The sequence below is a fragment of the Anaerolineae bacterium genome, from assembly GCA_014360855.1.
Classification (GTDB): domain Bacteria; phylum Chloroflexota; class Anaerolineae; order JACIWP01; family JACIWP01; genus JACIWP01.
The window spans coordinates 1-17,303 of record JACIWP010000004.1; the positions used below are offsets into that span (position 1 = coordinate 1).

Annotated in this window: 15 protein-coding genes and 1 pseudogene; 12 read left to right on the top strand and 4 right to left on the bottom strand. The window is 65.0% G+C overall.

Annotation, left to right across the window (positions count from 1 at the left end; translation table 11 throughout):
* Positions 1-23: 23 nt before the first annotated feature.
* From greA to H5T60_00495, 9 genes are all read left to right on the top strand, one after another.
* Entirely contained in the window at positions 24-494 is a 471-nt protein-coding gene (greA, locus tag H5T60_00455) for a transcription elongation factor GreA (GenBank protein ID MBC7240904.1), read from the top strand.
* A gap of 77 nt (positions 495-571) precedes the next feature.
* A complete protein-coding gene (lysS, locus tag H5T60_00460; protein MBC7240905.1) occupies positions 572-2,059 on the top strand; it encodes a lysine--tRNA ligase in 1,488 nt (495 codons plus the stop codon).
* Positions 2,060-2,190: 131 nt separating this feature from the next.
* Positions 2,191-4,428 (top strand): glycoside hydrolase, encoded by a 2,238-nt coding sequence (locus H5T60_00465; protein MBC7240906.1) that lies wholly within the window; start codon positions 2,191-2,193, stop codon positions 4,426-4,428.
* 15 nt (positions 4,429-4,443) lie between these two features.
* Positions 4,444-4,911 carry a response regulator gene (locus H5T60_00470; GenBank protein ID MBC7240907.1) on the top strand — a complete coding sequence of 156 codons (468 nt, stop codon included), beginning with the start codon at positions 4,444-4,446 and terminating at the stop codon, positions 4,909-4,911.
* A gap of 18 nt (positions 4,912-4,929) precedes the next feature.
* On the top strand, positions 4,930-5,472 hold the full coding sequence (locus tag H5T60_00475) for a hypothetical protein (protein MBC7240908.1): 543 nt from the start codon (positions 4,930-4,932) through the stop codon (positions 5,470-5,472).
* Positions 5,473-5,620: 148 nt separating this feature from the next.
* On the top strand, positions 5,621-6,712 hold the full coding sequence (gene recA / locus H5T60_00480; protein MBC7240909.1) for a recombinase RecA: 1,092 nt from the start codon (positions 5,621-5,623) through the stop codon (positions 6,710-6,712).
* A 468-nt stretch (positions 6,713-7,180) separates the two neighbouring features.
* Entirely contained in the window at positions 7,181-7,882 is a 702-nt protein-coding gene (locus H5T60_00485; GenBank protein ID MBC7240910.1) for a regulatory protein RecX, read from the top strand.
* A gap of 39 nt (positions 7,883-7,921) precedes the next feature.
* Positions 7,922-9,436: a ribonuclease Y gene (gene rny / locus H5T60_00490; protein ID MBC7240911.1), complete on the top strand. Its 1,515-nt coding sequence runs from the start codon at positions 7,922-7,924 to the stop codon at positions 9,434-9,436.
* 271 nt (positions 9,437-9,707) lie between these two features.
* Positions 9,708-9,968 carry a stage V sporulation protein S gene (locus H5T60_00495; GenBank protein MBC7240912.1) on the top strand — a complete coding sequence of 87 codons (261 nt, stop codon included), beginning with the start codon at positions 9,708-9,710 and terminating at the stop codon, positions 9,966-9,968.
* A gap of 374 nt (positions 9,969-10,342) precedes the next feature.
* On the opposite strand, the pseudogene H5T60_00500 reads toward H5T60_00495, so the two are convergent.
* From H5T60_00500 to H5T60_00515, 4 genes and pseudogenes are all read right to left on the bottom strand, one after another.
* Positions 10,343-11,116: pseudogene (locus H5T60_00500) on the bottom strand (stage 0 sporulation family protein).
* 2 nt (positions 11,117-11,118) lie between these two features.
* A complete protein-coding gene (holB, locus tag H5T60_00505; GenBank protein ID MBC7240913.1) occupies positions 11,119-12,129 on the bottom strand; it encodes a DNA polymerase III subunit delta' in 1,011 nt (336 codons plus the stop codon).
* Positions 12,126-14,654, bottom strand: a complete 2,529-nt coding sequence (locus H5T60_00510; protein MBC7240914.1) for an MFS transporter — start codon at positions 14,652-14,654, stop codon at positions 12,126-12,128. Before H5T60_00510 ends, holB begins: the two co-directional genes overlap by 4 nt.
* Before the next feature lie 17 nt (positions 14,655-14,671).
* Positions 14,672-14,905 (bottom strand): DUF951 domain-containing protein, encoded by a 234-nt coding sequence (locus H5T60_00515; protein MBC7240915.1) that lies wholly within the window; start codon positions 14,903-14,905, stop codon positions 14,672-14,674.
* Positions 14,906-15,117: 212 nt separating this feature from the next.
* Between H5T60_00515 and H5T60_00520 the strand changes: the two genes are divergently transcribed.
* The 3 genes from H5T60_00520 to H5T60_00530 are packed head-to-tail and all read left to right on the top strand — an operon-like array spanning position 15,118 to position 17,292.
* Positions 15,118-15,768: a site-2 protease family protein gene (locus H5T60_00520; protein ID MBC7240916.1), complete on the top strand. Its 651-nt coding sequence runs from the start codon at positions 15,118-15,120 to the stop codon at positions 15,766-15,768.
* Positions 15,769-15,771: 3 nt separating this feature from the next.
* Positions 15,772-16,290, top strand: a complete 519-nt coding sequence (locus H5T60_00525; GenBank protein MBC7240917.1) for a hypothetical protein — start codon at positions 15,772-15,774, stop codon at positions 16,288-16,290.
* Positions 16,291-16,305: 15 nt separating this feature from the next.
* Positions 16,306-17,292 (top strand): prephenate dehydrogenase, encoded by a 987-nt coding sequence (locus H5T60_00530; GenBank protein ID MBC7240918.1) that lies wholly within the window; start codon positions 16,306-16,308, stop codon positions 17,290-17,292.
* Positions 17,293-17,303: the final 11 nt, after the last annotated feature.

The window sequence follows — 17,303 nt, forward strand, 5'->3', positions numbered from 1 at the left end:
GTCTGCCGCGGAGGGGAGTATTGATGGAAGCCAAACCGATACCACTGACCCCAGAGGGCAAGCGCCAACTGGAAGAAGAGCTGGCCTATCTGGTCAACGTGCGCCGTCCTGAGGTGGCTGAGAAGATTCACAGCGCCAAAATGGACGGCGACATTATGGAAAACGCCGGCTATGATGCCGCCAAGGAAGAACAGGCCATGCTGGAAGGCCGCATCGCCTACCTGGAGAACCTCCTGCGCAACGCGGTGCTCATCGAGAACGACGGCCAGTCCACCACCGTGAGGTTGGGCAGTGTGGTGACCATCCAAGAAGAGGGCCAGGATGACCTGGAGACCTACGTCATCGTAGGAGCGGCGGAGGCGGACCCCACCGCCGGCCGCATCTCCAACGAGTCCCCGCTGGGCAAGGCGCTGATGGGCCGCAAGGTCGGCGACCGGGTCAGGGTGATGGCGCCGGGCGGCGAGGTGCGCTTCATCCTGCGGGCCGTGGAGTAACTATCCCCTTTCCCGCATCATCAGGCATTCCTCCCACTGTCACATGGATCATCGTCCGAGAGGAGAGCGGATCGCGTATGAGCAAGCGGCTGACCGAACAGGAAGAACAGCGCCGGCTGCATATGGAGCAGTTGCGCCAGGCCGGCATCGACCCGTATCCGGCCCGCTGTACCCGCACGCACACCTGCGCCGAGGCCCTGGGACTGCTGGAAGGGGTGGAAGGCGAGGAGGCCACCGCGGAAATTGTGCATGTGGCCGGCCGCATGATGAGCAAGCGCGTCATGGGCAAGGCCACCTTCGGCCACATCCAGGATGGGAGCGGCCGGCTCCAGTTCTACGCCAGCGTGGACAACATGGGCGAAGAGGAGTACAACCGCTTCCGCAAGCTCTTTGACCTGGGGGACATCATCGGCGTGGCCGGCCCCCTCTTCCGCACCCGCACCGGCGAGCCGACGGTGCGCGCCCAGTCCATCACCATGCTGGCCAAATCCCTGCGCCCCCTGCCGGAAAAGTGGCACGGCCTGAAGGACGTGGAACTGCGCTACCGCCAGCGCTACCTGGACCTCATCGTCAACGAGGATGTGCGCCAGGTCTTCATCACCCGCACCCGCATCGTCTCCGCCCTGCGCGAGTTCCTCGACGCGCGCGGGTTCCTGGAGGTGGAAACCCCCATCCTCCAGCCCATTTACGGCGGCGCGGCGGCGCGCCCCTTCATCACCTATCACAACGAGCTGGAGCAACAGCTCTATCTGCGCATTTCGTTCGAGCTGTACCTCAAGCGCCTCATCGTGGGCGGGTTCGACAAGGTCTACGAGATCGGCCGGGATTTCCGCAACGAGGGCATTTCCTTCAAGCACAATCCGGAATTCACCCAGCTGGAGTTTTACCAGGCCTATGCCGACTACAACGATGTCATGCGCCTGACCGAGGAGATGATCGCCTACGTGGCCCAGAAGGTGCTGGGCACACTGCGGATCACCTATGGAGAGCATGAGATCGACCTGACCCCGCCCTGGCGCCGGCGCGAGCTCCGCCAGGCCATTATCGAGGAGACCGGCATTGACATCGAGGCCTATCCCGATGCCCAGAGCCTGTACCAGGCCATCCGCGCCATCGGCGGGAATGTGGAGCCCAAGGCCACCCGCGGCAAGCTCATCGATGCCCTGATCAGCAACTACCTGGAGCCGAAGCTGATCCAGCCGACCTTCCTGATCGACTATCCGGTGGAGATCTCGCCGCTGGCCAAGCGCAAGCCCGGTTCCGACAAATTGGTGGAGCGCTTCGAGGGCTTCATCGGGGGGATGGAGATCTGCAACGCCTTCACCGAGTTGAATGACCCGGATGACCAGGAACAGCGCTTCCTGGAGCAGGGGCGGGCCTATGACGCCGGCGACGAGGAAGCGCACCGCATGGATGAGGACTTCCTCACCGCCCTATCGTACGGCATGCCGCCCACCGGGGGCTTCGGCATGGGCATTGACCGGCTGACCATGCTGTTGACCAACCGCGATTCCATCCGCGAGGTCATCCTCTTCCCCCATCTGCGGCCCAAGCCGGCGTCATGACCCGGGGGAAGCGAGGGAATGGGATTCTCAGTGGATGAGCGTCTCAGCCGGCGGGTTCCAGGCCGGCTGTTTTTATATATCTCGCCTGCCTGTCGCGCCCAACGGCGAGGCACAAAAGGGGAAGTATCTCCATGAGCCATCCGTTATACGTTGCCATCATCTGGCACATGCATCAGCCCTGGTACCGCCACCTGGAGACAGGGGAATTTTCCCTGCCGTGGGTGCGCCTGCACGCCACCAAAGACTATCTCCACATGGCGGAGCTGGTGCGCGCCTATCCGGAGGTGCATGTCACCTTCAACATGGTGCCCAGCCTGGCCGAGCAGTTGCTGATGTATGCCGCCGGCGAGGCGGAGGATCGCTGTCAGGCCCTCAGCCGGCAGGAACACTGGACCCCGGACGAGCAGAGGTTCCTGCTGTCCTTCTTCTTCCACATCAACTGGCATCGGGTCATCCAGCGCTATCCGCCCTACTGGCGCCTGCTGAACCTGCGGCAGGCCGCCCCGGACATGCCGGCCTACTTCTCCGAGCAGTACTACCGCGACCTGGCGGCCTGGTTCAACCTGGCCTGGATTGACCCCAACTGGCTGGAGCGGGATGCCGAGCTGGCGGCCCTGGTGGCAAAGGGTTCGGGCTACTCGACGCGGGACATCGCCCGCATCCTGGCCAAACAGCAGGAGATCATCGCCCGCGTCCTGCCGGCGTATCAGGAGCTGGCGGCGCGCGGCCAGGTCGAGATCAGCGTCTCGCCATATTATCATCCCATCCTGCCCCTGCTGATAGACACCTCCACCGCCCGACGCGCTTCCCCGGGCCCGCCCTTGCCGGCGCCGGCCTTCGCCCACCCCGAGGACGCCGAGGAGCAGATCCGCCGCGCTGTGAAGTACCACCAGCGGCTGTTCGGCGCGCCGCCCCAGGGCATGTGGCCGTCCGAAGGGGCGGTCTGTCCCGAAATGGTGCCCATGCTGGCGCGCTGGGGGTTCCGCTGGTTCGCGTCGGATGAGGCCATCCTGGCGCGCAGTCTGGGGGTATCCATTGACCGGGACGAGCACGGCAACGTCACCCGCCCGCAGGTGTTGTATCAACCCTATCGCGCGGATCGGTCTGCGGGAGCGCCGGCCATCATCTTTCGCGACCGCGAGCTGTCGGACCGCATCGGCTTCGTCTATCAGCACATGAAGGCCGAGGACGCGGTGAATGACCTGATGCTGAGGCTGTACATGATCCGCGACAAGGTCCTGCACCTGGACCAGCCCTTCCTGGTCTCCATCATCCTGGATGGGGAGAATGCCTGGGAGGAATATGAGCACAACGGCGATCCCTTCCTGCGCCGGCTGTACGAGCGCCTGTCGCGCGAGCGCGAATATATTTGTCCGGTCACCGTGTCGGAATATCTGGAGCGCTTCGGGGTGCGGGAGAGCCTACCGCAGTTGGCCACTGGTTCCTGGATCGGGGGCAACCTGGAGACGTGGATCGGGGAGCCGGCGCAGAACACTGCCTGGGTCTATCTGAAGCGGGTGCGCGACGATCTGGTGGCATGGCAGAAGGCGCATCCTGAGGCCCCGCCGGCCCTGCTGGAGCGCGCCTGGCAGGCGATATACATCGCCGAGGGCAGTGACTGGTTCTGGTGGTATTACAGCCGCAACAACCCGGCCGGCGAGAACCTGTTCGACCTCACCTTCCGCGAGCATCTGCGCACGTTGTACCGCACGCTGGGCATGCCGGTGCCGGCGTGGCTGGACGTTCCCATCACGGTGGAGCCGGCGCGCCTGCAGAGGGTGCGCCTGCCCCAGGGGACCGTACGGCCGGCGCTCACCGCCGCGCCCCAAGCGGGGGATGGATGGCGCAACGCCGGCTATCTTGATTTATCGCCGGCCGGCGGCAGTATGCAGAGGGGAAGCGCGGCGCTGAAAAGGCTGTACGTGGGCGGCGACGGCAACGAGCTGTTCCTGCGATTGGAGGGGGGCGATGACCTGGCGGGGCGCGAGGTCAGCATCTACCTGACGCGGTTGGAGGCCGGCGCCGCCGGCATTCCACAGGCCCTGCCGCGGCATATGCCGCCGGCCGCCGACTGGATCGCGGCGCACTGGGAGATACGCCTTCGGGGCGACCGGGCCGAACTGTTCCGTCCCGATGAGCAGGGCACCGGCTGGGTGCCGGCAGGGACCCTGCCCCGCGCCGCCGCGAGCAAGGGCATATGGGAGTTTGCCCTGCCCTACGCCGGCCTGGGGTGCCGGCCGGGGGATATGCTGGAGGTGCGGGTGATAGTGTATCATGGGGAGGCACCGGCGGAAACGGGCGCTCTGCGCTTCCCCTTGCCGTCGCCGGCGTGGGAACCAGCGAGCCAGGGATCGGCGCCGGCCCTATAAGCGGGAGGAGATAGGATGGGGAAATCGGTGCTGGTGGTGGATGATGAGCCGGGCATTCGCGACATTCTGCGCGTGAACCTGGAAGCCGAGGGCTATCAGGTCTTGGAGGCCGGCGATGGGCCGGAGGCTATCGCCCTGGCCCGGCAGGCCCGTCCTGATCTGATTATCCTGGACATCATGATGCCGCGTATGGATGGGTTGGAAGTACTGCGCCGGCTGGAAGCGGACCCCGAGACGGCCGGCCTGCCCGTCATTTTCCTCAGCGTGCGTTCCTCGGACTTGGACATCATGCATGGCTTGGAGCAGGGGGCAGTGGAGTATATTACCAAGCCTTTTGACCCGCTTCAGGTGATGCAGACGGTGCGCCTGATGCTGGAGGAGCTGGATCGTGAGGGCCGGCACCGCTACCGTCAGCAGTTGATCGAGCGCCGCCGGCGGGGATTCACCCCACTGCATCGGCTGTTCCATTCACCCGAGGAATAGATGTTGGGAGAAGCGATGATGCGGACGTGCTGTCGGGAACTGCTACGCAAGATACATATTGGAGTGCTGGTGCTGGCGACGCTGGTATTCCCCAGCGCGTGCGCAGTGCCAACGGCCGTCCCGCCGACGCCCACCGCCGGCGCGCCGGCGGCAGTGCCGTCCCTTCAGCCGGCCAACGACGAAGAAGCCATCGCCTGGGTGCTGGAAATGGAAGGACGCGGGGTCGTGGACAAAGACATTGACCTGCTGATGAGCCTATGGGTGGAAAATGGTCGCGTGGTGGACGCCCGCCACACGCCGGACGATGCCTCCGATGACCTGGTGTGGGAGGGGTACTATGCCATCCGCGACCGCTACATCACGCTGGTGTTCCCGGGCAACCCATCGCAGGCGGCGCCGGCCGATCTGCAGATCGCGATCTCAGGGGATCGGGCGGTGGTGACCGCCACCACGCGCATCGGCGAGGAGGTATCGCCGGCAGGCGACCGTTGGACGTTGGTGCGCACGCCGGCCGGCTGGCGCATCGAGAGCCTGACCTACAATTTGGAGCCGGCGCCCTGACGGCGCAAATGTACGACATGCCGCACAAGCGTTTGTAATACAATGCTTGACAGAAGCATATACTGGGACTATAATCTCAATAGTAGGAAAATTGGAACTTTTTCATGCGCCGGCACAGCCGCCGGCGGTAGGGAGTGCAGAGCACAAGATGCCAGAACAGAATACGGAAGGTCGTTTGAAGGCGTTAGAGACAGCGGTCACGAACCTGCGCCGCCGCTTCGGCGACAGTGCCATCATGCGGCTCGGCGAGAGCACCAATCTGGATGTGGAGGTTATCCCCACGGGGTCCCTGGCGCTGGATATTGCCCTGGGGGTGGGCGGCATCCCGAGAGGGCGCATCACCGAGATTTTCGGCCCGGAATCCTCGGGCAAAACGACGCTGTCCCAGCACATCATCGCTGAGGCGCAGAAAGCCGGCGGCACCGCGGTCTTCATCGATGTGGAACATGCCATGGACCCGGTGTACGCCGCGCGGTGCGGGGTGGATGTCAACAATCTGTTCGTGTCCCAGCCCGATACGGGGGAGCAGGCCCTGGAGATCGCCGAGGCCCTGGTGCGGAGCGGCGCGGTGGACGTGGTGGTGATTGACTCGGTGGCGGCGCTGGTGCCGCGTGCCGAGATCGAGGGTGAGATGGGCGACGCCCATATGGGCCTGCAGGCCCGCCTGATGAGCCAGGCACTGCGCAAGCTCGCCGGCGCCATCCGCCAATCCAACACCGCCATGATCTTCACCAACCAGCTCCGCCAGCAGATCGGCGTCATGTTCGGCAACCCGGAGACCACCACCGGCGGTCTGGCGCTGAAGTTCTACGCCTCCGTGCGCCTGGACCTGCGCCGGGTGGCCGCCATCAAAGAGGCCAACGATGTGGTGGGCAACCGCATCCGTGCCACCGTGCGCAAGAACAAGGTGGCCCCGCCCTTTAAGGTGGCTGAGTTCGACATCATGTTCGCCGAGGGCATCTCCCGCGAGGGGGACATCGTCGACATCGGCACGGAATACGGCATTATCGACAAGCGCGGCTCTTTCTACTCGTACGGCGACCTGCGCCTGGGCCAGGGCCGGGAGAATGTGAAGCGCTTCCTGCGGGAGAACCCGGAGATCTGCAACGAGATTGAGGCCCGCATCCGGGAGCAGGCCGGCCTGCCGCCCCGCAAATACGTGGAGCGAGGGCCGGCGAAATCGGTCATCCCGCCAGCGCCGACCACCAAAGGGGTCAAAAGCGCGGAAGACAAGGAGTAACGAGCCGGCGGCTCAGCTTCGTGAGGAGAGGAAACCGAACCGACAACGCTGACAGTCCAGGGCCACTGCTGGCACTTAGTGTACCCGGCCGGCAGGACCGACCAACAGCACAACGCTGCAGCTTTCGCGATGGGTTGCGTCCCTGACTGGCACTGCGCAGTCCCGCAGGCCAGTGCAGATACATGGAACACCGACTGCGACGAGAGTCACACACAATGAGCCGAGCATTGGCCGGCACAGCATACAGCGGACAACCGCATATAGCGGATGGGCAGGGTCCCGGTTTCCCCGAACCAGGGGACATGGGGGTTGCCTGCTGTCCGCCGGCCACGCTCGACTGCCGTTGAGACGCGCTTCCATCACGCAAAGCACTGCAACTGATAAAGGGGGCGTAGTGCCCCTGATAGCGGAAGCTGCGGCGAGCTCGCTGCAGCTTTTTGCGTTTTGTTTTCGGGAGGGAGCCAAGCCATGCCAAGGCGAGCGCCGGCGCCCGGGGTCATCACAGCGCTGACCTTTCAAAAGAACAGCTCGGATTGGGTGAACCTGTACCTGGACGGGGAGTTCGCCCTGGCGGTGCCGGCGCTCGAAGCCGGCCGCCTGCGGGTGGGCCAGGCGCTCAACCAGGAAGACCTGGAGCGTCTGGCGGCCGCGGCGGCGCACGCTCGGGCGTACGAACGGGCGTTGAAATTCCTGGGCCACCGGCCGCGCAGTATGGCGGAAATGCGGCGGTATCTGGCCGGCAAAGGGGTGGAGCCGGCGCACCTGGAAGCGGTCATCCAGCGGCTCCAGGAATTGGGCTATCTGGATGACCGAGCCTTTGCCCGCTGGTGGGTGGAAAACCGCCAGCAGTTTCGGCCGCGCGGCATCTATGCCCTGCGGCAGGAACTGCGCCAGAAGGGCGTGGCCGAAGACATCATTGCGGAAGTATTGGGAGAAATGGTCCCCGTGGAGCGGGAGACAGTGGAGGAGCTGGCACGGCGGCGCGCTGCGCGACTCCAGGGCGAGGACCGTGCCGGCTTCTACCGCAAGTTGAGCGCCTTTTTACTGCGCCGCGGCTTTGCCGGCGAAGAGGTCTCGGCCGTCGTGGCGCAATTATGGCGCGAACATCAGGAACAATATCAGGAATCGCTGGACGAACTATCCGCATCACAACACTCGGACATATCATAGGGGGAATACGTTATGGGAGGAAATGGCAACTTTTGGCTGATGATCATCATCCCGGGCATCGCGGCGGTGGTTGCCTTTTTCCTCGGCTATTTCGTGAAGCAGTATCTGACCGAATCCAAGCTGGAATCCGCCCGCACGAAGGTACAGCAGATGCTGGCGGAGGCGGAGGCGCGCGCCAAGGAGATCGAGCTGGCGGCACGCGACGAAGGGATTCGGATGCGGGATGCCGTGGAAAAGGAGCTGGAGCGCAAGCGGCGGGAGCTGGAAAAGCAGGAGGAACGCCTCCAGGCGAGGCTGGAGAACTTCGACCGCCGGCTGGAGCAGTTGGAAAAGCGCGAGAAACGCCTCAACCAGCGCCAGAGCCTGCTGGATAAGAAACAGAACGAACTCGAAGAAATGGAGGCCCAGCGCCTGAAGGAACTGGAGCGCATCGCCGGCCTCACCGTGGAAGAAGCGAAAGAACTGCTCCTGCAGACCGTGGAGCAGGACGCCCGCCAGGACATGGCGCGCATTATCCGCGAGGTGGAGGCGGAGGCGAAGGAAACCGCCAACCGCAAGGCGCGCGAGATCATCGCCCTGGCCATCCAGCGCCTGGCCGCTGACCAGGTGGCGGAGAGCACGGTCAGCACAGTATCCCTGCCCAATGATGACATGAAGGGACGCATCATCGGGCGGGGCGGCAGGAACATCCGTGCGCTGGAAGAGGCGACCGGTGTGGACCTGGTAGTGGACGACACGCCCGAAGCGGTCACGATCTCCAGCTTCGACCCGGTGCGGCGGGAGATCGCCCGTCGGGCGCTGAACAAGCTGGTGCAGGACGGCCGCATCCATCCGGCGCGCATCGAGAAAGTGGTCAAGACCACCGCGGAGGAGCTGGAGGCGGAAATCATCGAGGAGGGCGAGCGCGCCGCCTACGAGGCCGGCGTGCACGGCCTGCACCCCGAGCTGATCAAACTGTTGGGGCAGTTGAAGTTCCGCACCAGCTACGGGCAGAACTGTCTGGTGCACTCGCTGGAGACGGCCTTCCTGGCCGGCGCCATGGCCGCTGAGTTAGGGGCGGATGTGGCCCTGGCCAAGGAGGGCGGCCTCCTGCACGATATCGGCAAAGCGGTGGACCATCACGTGGATGGCCCGCACGCCGCCATCGGCGCGGATATTGCCCGCCGGCTGGGCAAATCCGCCAAAGTGGTGAACTGCATCGCCGCCCACCACGGCGAGGTGGAGCCGGAAAGTATTGAGGCAGTGCTGGTCAGCGCGGCAGACGCCATCTCCGGCGCGCGGCCCGGCGCCCGCAGGGAATCGCTGGAGAACTACATCAACCGCATCAAATCCCTGGAGGCGCTGGCCAATTCCTTCGAGGGGGTGGCGCAGTCCTACGCCATCCAGGCCGGCCGCGAGATCCGCATCATCGTCAAGCCGGAGGAGATCGACGACTACGCCGCCATCCAGCTCTGCAAGCAAATCGCCAGCAAGGTGGAGGAAAACCTGGAATATCCCGGGCAGATCAAGGTCACCGTCATCCGCGAGATGCGGGCAGTGGATTACGCCCGGTAAGCCTGATACAAGCGGTCACAAGAGGGCGCGAAAGAATTTTTCGCGCCCTCTTGCTTTTATGTCGTATTTCTGCTAAAATAATAAGCAAGGAGTTTAGCAAGCGTAGGGAATGGGTGGGACGCCGGCTGTCCAAACAGCCGCACTGCTCATCGGCCCCTGTTGGAGACCAGGGAAGGGCGCGCAAGGACCTCTCTGACTGTGTCAGCGGACTCGCATACACAAACGGCCGAGCATTCAACACGACAGGGGAGCACCCGAGGAGGCATTGGCAATGGAAGTCATCAAGGTTTCAGCGAGGTCCCGGTCCACAGCGGTAGCAGGGGCGATCGCGGGTGTCATCCGAGAGAGCAAGCGCGCCGAGGTCCAGGCGATCGGCGCCGGCGCGGTGAACCAGGCGATCAAAGCCGTTGCCATCGCCCGGGGCTATCTGGCCCTCGATGGCATCGACGTGATCTGCATCCCTTCTTTCACGGAAGTGGAAATTGAAGGGCAGGAACGCACCGCGGTCCGGCTGGTCGTCGAACCGCGCTAAAGGGACGATCCAGCTCCGGCGCGCTGTGGAGCGCGCCGGACCGTTGGCTGGCCAGCACCGCCCCGGGCAGTGAGACAGAGCCAGGCTTACGAAGCGCCGCGCGCAGCGCGGCGCTTTTTCTTTTTGCGCTTACGGCGCTCCGCCTTCCCGCCGCCCCTCGCCGGCGCCTCGCTCTCCTCTCGCTCCGGCACCAGCTCTTCTTCCTCGGCCTCCTCGACCACCTCTTCCGGCCCTTCAGCGGTTTCCACCGGGCCGGCGAACAGGCTGGCGATATCCTCTTCCATATGGGCCAGCAGATCTGCCGGCGCACCCGCCGGCTTGGTCCCTTTCACATCGGCCAGGTACGGTTCCAGGTCCTCCAGCCCCTCGGGCCGGAACTCGATGATCGCCTCGCTGGGGAGCTGTACCCGGACCGTGCCGGCCAACACGTTGTGGGATATCACTTTCCCCGGGCCTTCGGGGGTGGTGATGGTGCTTCCCACTTTCGGCAGGCGGGCTTTGACCTCGGCGTAGAAATTATGCTCGTAGCTCAGACAGCAGAGGAGCCGGCCGCAGATGCCGGAGATCTCCGAGGGGTTCAGCGGCAGGTCCTGCTGTTTGGCCATCTTGATGGAGGTGGGCGCGAACTCGCACAGCCAGGTGGAACAGCACAGCGGCCGGCCGCAGGGCCCCAGCCCCCCCATCAGCTTGGCCTCGTCGCGCACGCCGATCTGGCGCAGTTCGATGCGCGTCTTGAACGTCTTGGCCAAATCCCGCACCAGGGCGCGAAAATCCACGCGGTGCTCGGCCGTGAAATAGAAGGTAAGGTGCGAGCCGTCGAAGTTATATTCGGCTCGCACCAGCTTCATCGGAAGCTGATGCTCCGCCACCTTAGCCTTGCAGATCTCCAGCGCTTCCTTCTCTTTAGCGGCGAAGGACTCGGCCAGCAGGAGGTCCCAGGGTTCGGCCTTGCGCACCACCGGCTTCAGCTTGCCCACAATTTCCCCTTCCGGGACCTCGTGCGGGGGCTGGACAACCCGCCCCAGCTCGCGCCCTCGCACGGTTTCCACGATGACGTAATCGCCGGCCTGTAGATCATCGAATTCCCCCGGGTCGAACGAGTAAATTTTCGTGGCCGGTCCAAAACGCACCCCAACTACCTTTGGCATCGTTATCCAGCTCCTGGTAACGCGCCTGGCATCCGCATGACCAGCCATTCCATGGCCAGGCGCGCGTTCACATTCTTTTGTAACGCATCTGCGCAGGTTTGTAAAGCGGTCAGCACGGCGAAAACCTGCTCGCGCGAGACGCCGGCGCTGTAGCGCCGCAGTTCCTCCGTGCGGTCCAGGTTGACGACCCGTCCCTCCAGGCCCTGCTGGACCAGCAGGAGGTCACGCCACCAGCTCAGCCATACGGCCAGCATTTCGGGCAGGGCGTCGGGAGACTGGGCCAGCTTGCCGGCCGCCCACAGGCGCTCCGTCCAGCCGGCAGAGAGCAATTCCAGCAGTCGCTCCAACTGCGCCTGCCGGAAAGCCTGCAGTTCGGACGAGGACGCCATGGCCAGCGCCCGCCCCGGGCGCCCCTGGCTCAGCCGCGCCAGCAGGCGCGCCGTTTCTTCCCCCACGCCCCAGCGCGAGCGCAGTGCCTCTTCGATAACCTCCCGCGGCTGGGGATGCAGAAGCACTTTCTGGCATCGGGAGACAATGGTGGGCATGACCAGCTCCTCGGAGGAGGCGGTCAGCAGGAAGAGCACATGCGCCGGCGGCTCCTCCAGCGTCTTTAATAACGCGTTGGCCGCGCTCTCGTTGGCGAACTCCACGTTGCACAGAATGTACACCCGCCAGCGCCCCTCCATCGGGGAAAGGCTGGCCTCCCGTCGAATGGCGCGCACCTGTTCCACCAGGATGGCGCCGTTCTCCCCCTCGCCCCGCACCGTCATAATATCGGGATGTTTATCCGCCGCCGCCAGCCGGCACGAGCGGCAGGCGTTGCACGGCCGGCGTGCATCTTCCGCCTGGCAGTTGAGGGCGCGCGCAAAGGCCCGCGCCAAGGTGCGCTTGCCCACCTGCGGCGGGCCCAGGAACAGATAGGCATGGGACAGCCGGCCCTGTTCCACCACCGCCTGCAGAAGGCGCACGACCGGCACATGACCGATTATTCCCCAGTCTCCCGCTTCGTTCATCCCGTATCCTGCACTGCATCCGGATTCTCATATTGTACCACAACGTGCGCGGAATCCGAAACCGCCGCGCCGCTCTCCTCGTCCATCCAGCGGAGCACGTGGGCCGCGATCCGGACAGCGGCGTGCGGGTCGGCCAGACGGCCGGCGCGCTCCGCCATCTCCGCCAGCAGAGGATTAGCCGGTCTCAGCCATTCGGCCAGCACCATGCCCACATGGGCCGGCGGGTCCAGCACCGCGCCACAGCCGGCCCCCACCACCAGCGCCACACTGGCATCATCCTGGCCCTCCTCCGGCAGTAACAGCACCGGCAACCGCGCCGCCAGCGCTTCCGCGATGATGCTGGAGCCGGCGCGGGTGATCAACACATCGGAGGCCTGCAGGAGCGCCGGCAGATGCTCCACGAAAGGCAGGATACGCACCGGCACCTGCCAAGGCAGGCTTTTCAGGCGCCTCATGCGGCGGGGAGACGAGACCCCGGCTATTATTATTTGCATCGCCTGCCGGCTCTCCGCCAGCGCCCGACAGCACTCCCAGAAGGAGCGGCTCCAGCGCCGGCCGCACACCACCAGCACCGTCGGCAGGTGCTCATCCCAGCCCAACTGCCGGCGCATCTGATCTTTGGGAAGCCCTTCTGCGGACAGCGAGGGGTGGATAGGCAGGCCGAGGACGTGGACCTTTGCCGGCGGTATGCCGGCGGCGCGCGCGTTCTCGGCCGCCATCTGAGTGGGGACCACGCACCAGTCTATCTCACCCTGCGCCCACAGCGGGTCCACGCGCGCCAGTTGTGGGATAACCGCTATCACGCTGGGCAAGGGGTCCATTCGCCGGCGCAGGCGGCCGCACAGATGACACAGCATGGGATCGAGACAGAGCACCGCCTCGGGCCGCAGAGCTTGCAAGAGGGCGCGCACCGCCGGCCCCAGCAGTGCCTGCGCCAGGGACAGCCGCCAGCGCGCGAGTGCAGGGCGGGAACGCAGTCGTGTATCGAGCCAGGAGCCGGGCCCGGCATGCCGGCGGAGCCATGCGCTCAGGCGTCGGATGAACGCCGGCTGATAGTCCAGGACATCGGCCAGCGTGACCTGAACAGTATCCGAGAGCGCGGTGAGGGCCTGCTGAAGGGCCAGGCCGGCGTTCCATGCGCCGCGATCATGCTGGGATGCCAGGATAAGGACTTGCCGGCGGCCGGCTTCCATGTCGGCGGCACAGCGCTCCTGCACCCGAGCGCGGTACACCGCCGGCATGTTGGCCAACGTGATAAGCCAGGTGATGAGGATTAACCCCGTCAGGATAAAGCACACGGTGGGAATGCCCAGGGTGTCGGCCACCGCGCCCAACCCTAGCATCGGCGGGATGCCGATCAGGTTGGAGAGCAGGAACTGGACGGAATAGACGCGCCCTCGGATGTAGGACGGCGAGCGCTCCTGGATGGCGGTCTGGGAGACGGTGTTGAGGGTGGCCATCCAGAAGCCGGCCAGCAGAGCGATCGCCATGATGCCCATGGTCAGGGTGAAGGCATGGCCCGGGTAAATCTCAAACAGCGGGGCGCGGGCCGAAAGATGCCCACGGCTGAGGTATCCCAGCAGGCCAAAGGCCAGCGCAGAGCCCATCAGGGCCAGGCTGGCCCAGGCCTCGCGCGCCAGCCGGCGGCCCCAGCGGCCCAGGGCCGCGGTGGAGAGCGCCATGCCCACGCCGGCCGGCGAGAATATATACACGGCGTCCTCGGCAGACATGCCCAGCACGCGGGCGGCGAAACCGGGCGCCATCATGCCCATCACCATGAGCAGGGTGGCGATAAGGGTCACGTGCCCCATCGGGATAGCGATCTCGCGGCGCGAGACGACGAAGGCCAGGCCCTCGCGCAGTTCGTGCCAGGTGCGGCGCAGGGACGAGACAGCGGCCGGCGCCGCGCGGGGAGCCGGCCGGTCCGGCGGCAGGCTGATCGCCAGGCCGGTGACGGCCAAATAGGCAACGGAAAGGATCAGGAAGGTGATGGGAATACCGAGGAACTTGACCGCCAGCGGCACCAGCACCAGCAGGCCGATGCCTTGCGCCAGAATGGAGGTGAGATTGAACAGCGCGTTGGCCGCCAGCAGATTGGATTCGCCGACGACGAGCGGCACCTTGGCCCACATGGCCGGCGCCAGGAACTGCCCCAGCGTGGCCGAGACGAAGGTGACCAGATACATGGCCACCAGCGCCTGCCAGCCCGTCAGCAGTTTCAGCGCCAGCACATACCCGAAGATGCTCAAGGCGCGGAGGAGGTTGGAGACCACCAGCACCGTTTTTTTGGAGAGCCGGTCCACCACCACGCCGGCCAGCGTGCTGAACAGCACCCCCGGCAGGCTGAACGCCAGGATCATAAAGCCCACATAGGTTGTGGAACCGGTGAGATGCTCGATGGCGACCATCTGGGCAAAGTGAATGCCGTTCTGCGCGGAAAGCCCGATGGTCTCCACCAACCACAGACGCACGAAGGCTGGGTTATTCAACAGGCTGAGAAAGCCCTGGTGTCTCTCCGAGCTCATGCCAGCAGGCTTGTCCTTCACGGAAGTTGGGGAGGAGATGTGCCGGCGGCATCTGGAAGCGGTTCATCGAGCCACTTTTTGACCCGTTTGAGAAACGTACTGCGGGGCAACAGCACGCGCCGGCCGCATCCCAGACAGCGGATGCCGATATCCGTGCCCAACCGCACCACCACCCACTTATCGGACCCGCAGGGATGGGGTTTGCGCAACTGCACCACCTGCCCCATGCGGATCTCCCGATACTCTGACATCACCATCTCCCTTTTCCCCGCAGAAATGACCTCGCCTTGGGATTCCGCCGGCATTATAACACAAAGGCGTCCCACTGCGAAACGTCTGGATACGACAGGCATATGGAATACCCCGGCGCCGCACAGTTTCTGCTTCTCGCGCAGGTATGCTATAATCAAGAGGAAAGAGCCCGCAGGTTTTCCTGCGGGGGAAAATGAAAGGATAGGGATCCATGCTCTTCAGCGGCTTGAGCTTTGCCGATATTATCTCGCGTATTATCGCCTTGTTGATAGCCATCACGGTGCACGAGGCGGCGCACGCCTGGTCCGCCTTTCGGCTGGGGGACCCGACGGCGAAGAATATGGGCCGGCTGACGCTGAACCCCCTGCGCCATCTGGATCCGCTGGGAAGCCTGATGCTGTTGGTGGCCGGCGTGGGCTGGGGCAAGCCCGTTCCGGTGAACCCGTGGAATTTCCGCACAAGCCCCAAGGCCGGCATGGCCATCACCTCCTTCGCCGGCCCCTTTTCCAACCTGGTGGTCGCGGCCCTGGTGTCTCTGCTCATCCGCTTCGGCAACCTGCCCTTGTCACTGCGGGGGAGCGCCGTACTCCCGGGTCTGGGGGATATCCTCTTCAGCATCATCCTGTTGAACATCGGGCTGGCCATCTTCAACCTGATTCCCATCGCCCCGCTGGACGGATTCAGCGTGGCCCTGGGGCTCCTGCCCCGCCGCTGGGCACTGCAGTACGCCCGGCTGGAGCAGTACGGCCCTATTATCCTGGTGGGATTGTTCGCCGCCGGCTGGATACTGCCCGTTGACCCATTGGGCATGCTGATGCGGCCGGCGTTCGCCTTCTTCCTGAAACTGTTCCTGGGCTTCTGACCCATGGGTGCAGTCTATCGGGTATCGCAGTTCCTGCGGGCGCTGAAGGCGCGGCTCTCGCCGGCGGAGCGCGAATGGGCGCGCTCCCTGCTGACGCCGGCCGCCGCCAAGCTGTTCGAGGGACTGCCGCGTCAGGACCAGCGCCACGGCATGGATGTGGCGCTGGCACTACGGGACGCCGGCGTGGTGGAGCCGGCCGTGCTGGCCGCGGCGCTCCTGCATGACGCCGGCAAGGCCCGCAGTCACCTGACGCTCTTTCACCGCACGGCGGTGGTGCTCCTGCAGGCGGGACAGCCGGCCCTGCTCCATACCCTGGGGGAGGAGGAGCGGCAGGATTGGCGCCGGCCCTTCTGGGTGCACCTCCATCACCCGGAGATCGGCGCAGAGCTGGCCGAGGCCGCTGGCTGTGAGGAGCTGACCGTCTGGCTGATACGCCACCATCACCGGCCGGCGGGAGAGATCCCAGATGCTCACCGCCGCGCCTTGTTGGAGCTGTTCCAGCATCTGGATAACTCCCATTAAGGGAAGGAGGGGGTAATGCCTCCCAAAGCACAGATCACCATCATTGGATTGGGCCTTATCGGCACCTCGCTGGGCCTGGCACTGAAGCGGGCCGGCGGCAACTTTGACATCGTCGGCCACGACCGCGAGCCGGAGGTGGCCGCCCGGGCGCGCAAACGGGGCGCCGTGGACCAGACCGCCTGGAACCTGATCGCGGCGGTGGAAAACGCCGATGTCATCCTGCTGGCCATCCCTATCTCCGCCGTCGAAGCGACCCTGGAGGCCATCGCCGGCGACCTGAAAGAGGGATGCATCATCCTGGATACCTGCACCATCAAGCGGCCGGTGCTGGAATGGGCGGAACGGATTTTGCCGGCCCACGTCTCTTTCATCGGGGGGAACCCGATACCCTACCAGCCCCTGCCGGCGGCCCAGGGCCCCGAGGGAGCCAGCGAGACCCTGTTCGACAAGTCCCTGTTCTGCCTGTGTCCATCGCCGCGCGCCACCGCCGAAGCGGTGCAGTTGGCCGCGGACATGGTCAGCGCGCTGGGCGCACAGCCCTATTTCCTGGACGCCGAGGAGCATGACGGTCTGATCGCCGGCGTGGAGCTTCTGCCGCTGGCGGTGGCCGGCGCGCTGATGGAGTCGGCGGCACGCTCCCCGGGATGGCGCGAGATCACGCGGCTGGCCGGCGAGCGCTTTGCCTCGGCCACCGCCATGGCCATCTCCGATGCGGGGGCCGCCGCCAGCCTCTTGATCCATGACGCCGATAACGTCACCCGCTGGGTCAACACCCTCATCCAGACGCTGTACCAGATGCGCTCCGCCCTGGAAGCTCGGGATGAGGGAGCACTGCGCGGTATGTTTGAGGACGCGCTGACCCAGCGCGAGAAATGGATGAAGGAGCGGGTGGTCGGGCCTGTTCCCGAGGGTGCCGCACCTGCCCAGGAAGTCCCCAGCTACTGGCAGACCCTGCTGGGAGCCCGTATGTTCCGCCGCGCTGGGGGCGGAAAGAAGAAATAAACCGATCCAAC

What these genes read in the sequence shown, in the direction of transcription:
- greA (MBC7240904.1), top strand. Translation starts at nt 24, where the DNA reads ATGGAAGCCAAACCGATACCACTGACCCCAGAGGGCAAGCGCCAACTG.
- lysS (MBC7240905.1), top strand. Translation starts at nt 572, where the DNA reads ATGAGCAAGCGGCTGACCGAACAGGAAGAACAGCGCCGGCTGCATATG.
- H5T60_00465 (MBC7240906.1), top strand. Translation starts at nt 2,191, where the DNA reads ATGAGCCATCCGTTATACGTTGCCATCATCTGGCACATGCATCAGCCC.
- H5T60_00470 (MBC7240907.1), top strand. Translation starts at nt 4,444, where the DNA reads ATGGGGAAATCGGTGCTGGTGGTGGATGATGAGCCGGGCATTCGCGAC.
- H5T60_00475 (MBC7240908.1), top strand. Translation starts at nt 4,930, where the DNA reads ATGCGGACGTGCTGTCGGGAACTGCTACGCAAGATACATATTGGAGTG.
- recA (MBC7240909.1), top strand. Translation starts at nt 5,621, where the DNA reads ATGCCAGAACAGAATACGGAAGGTCGTTTGAAGGCGTTAGAGACAGCG.
- H5T60_00485 (MBC7240910.1), top strand. Translation starts at nt 7,181, where the DNA reads ATGCCAAGGCGAGCGCCGGCGCCCGGGGTCATCACAGCGCTGACCTTT.
- rny (MBC7240911.1), top strand. Translation starts at nt 7,922, where the DNA reads ATGATCATCATCCCGGGCATCGCGGCGGTGGTTGCCTTTTTCCTCGGC.
- H5T60_00495 (MBC7240912.1), top strand. Translation starts at nt 9,708, where the DNA reads ATGGAAGTCATCAAGGTTTCAGCGAGGTCCCGGTCCACAGCGGTAGCA.
- holB (MBC7240913.1), bottom strand. Translation starts at nt 12,129, where the DNA reads ATGAACGAAGCGGGAGACTGGGGAATAATCGGTCATGTGCCGGTCGTG.
- H5T60_00510 (MBC7240914.1), bottom strand. Translation starts at nt 14,654, where the DNA reads ATGAGCTCGGAGAGACACCAGGGCTTTCTCAGCCTGTTGAATAACCCA.
- H5T60_00515 (MBC7240915.1), bottom strand. Translation starts at nt 14,905, where the DNA reads ATGTCAGAGTATCGGGAGATCCGCATGGGGCAGGTGGTGCAGTTGCGC.
- H5T60_00520 (MBC7240916.1), top strand. Translation starts at nt 15,118, where the DNA reads ATGCTCTTCAGCGGCTTGAGCTTTGCCGATATTATCTCGCGTATTATC.
- H5T60_00525 (MBC7240917.1), top strand. Translation starts at nt 15,772, where the DNA reads ATGGGTGCAGTCTATCGGGTATCGCAGTTCCTGCGGGCGCTGAAGGCG.
- H5T60_00530 (MBC7240918.1), top strand. Translation starts at nt 16,306, where the DNA reads ATGCCTCCCAAAGCACAGATCACCATCATTGGATTGGGCCTTATCGGC.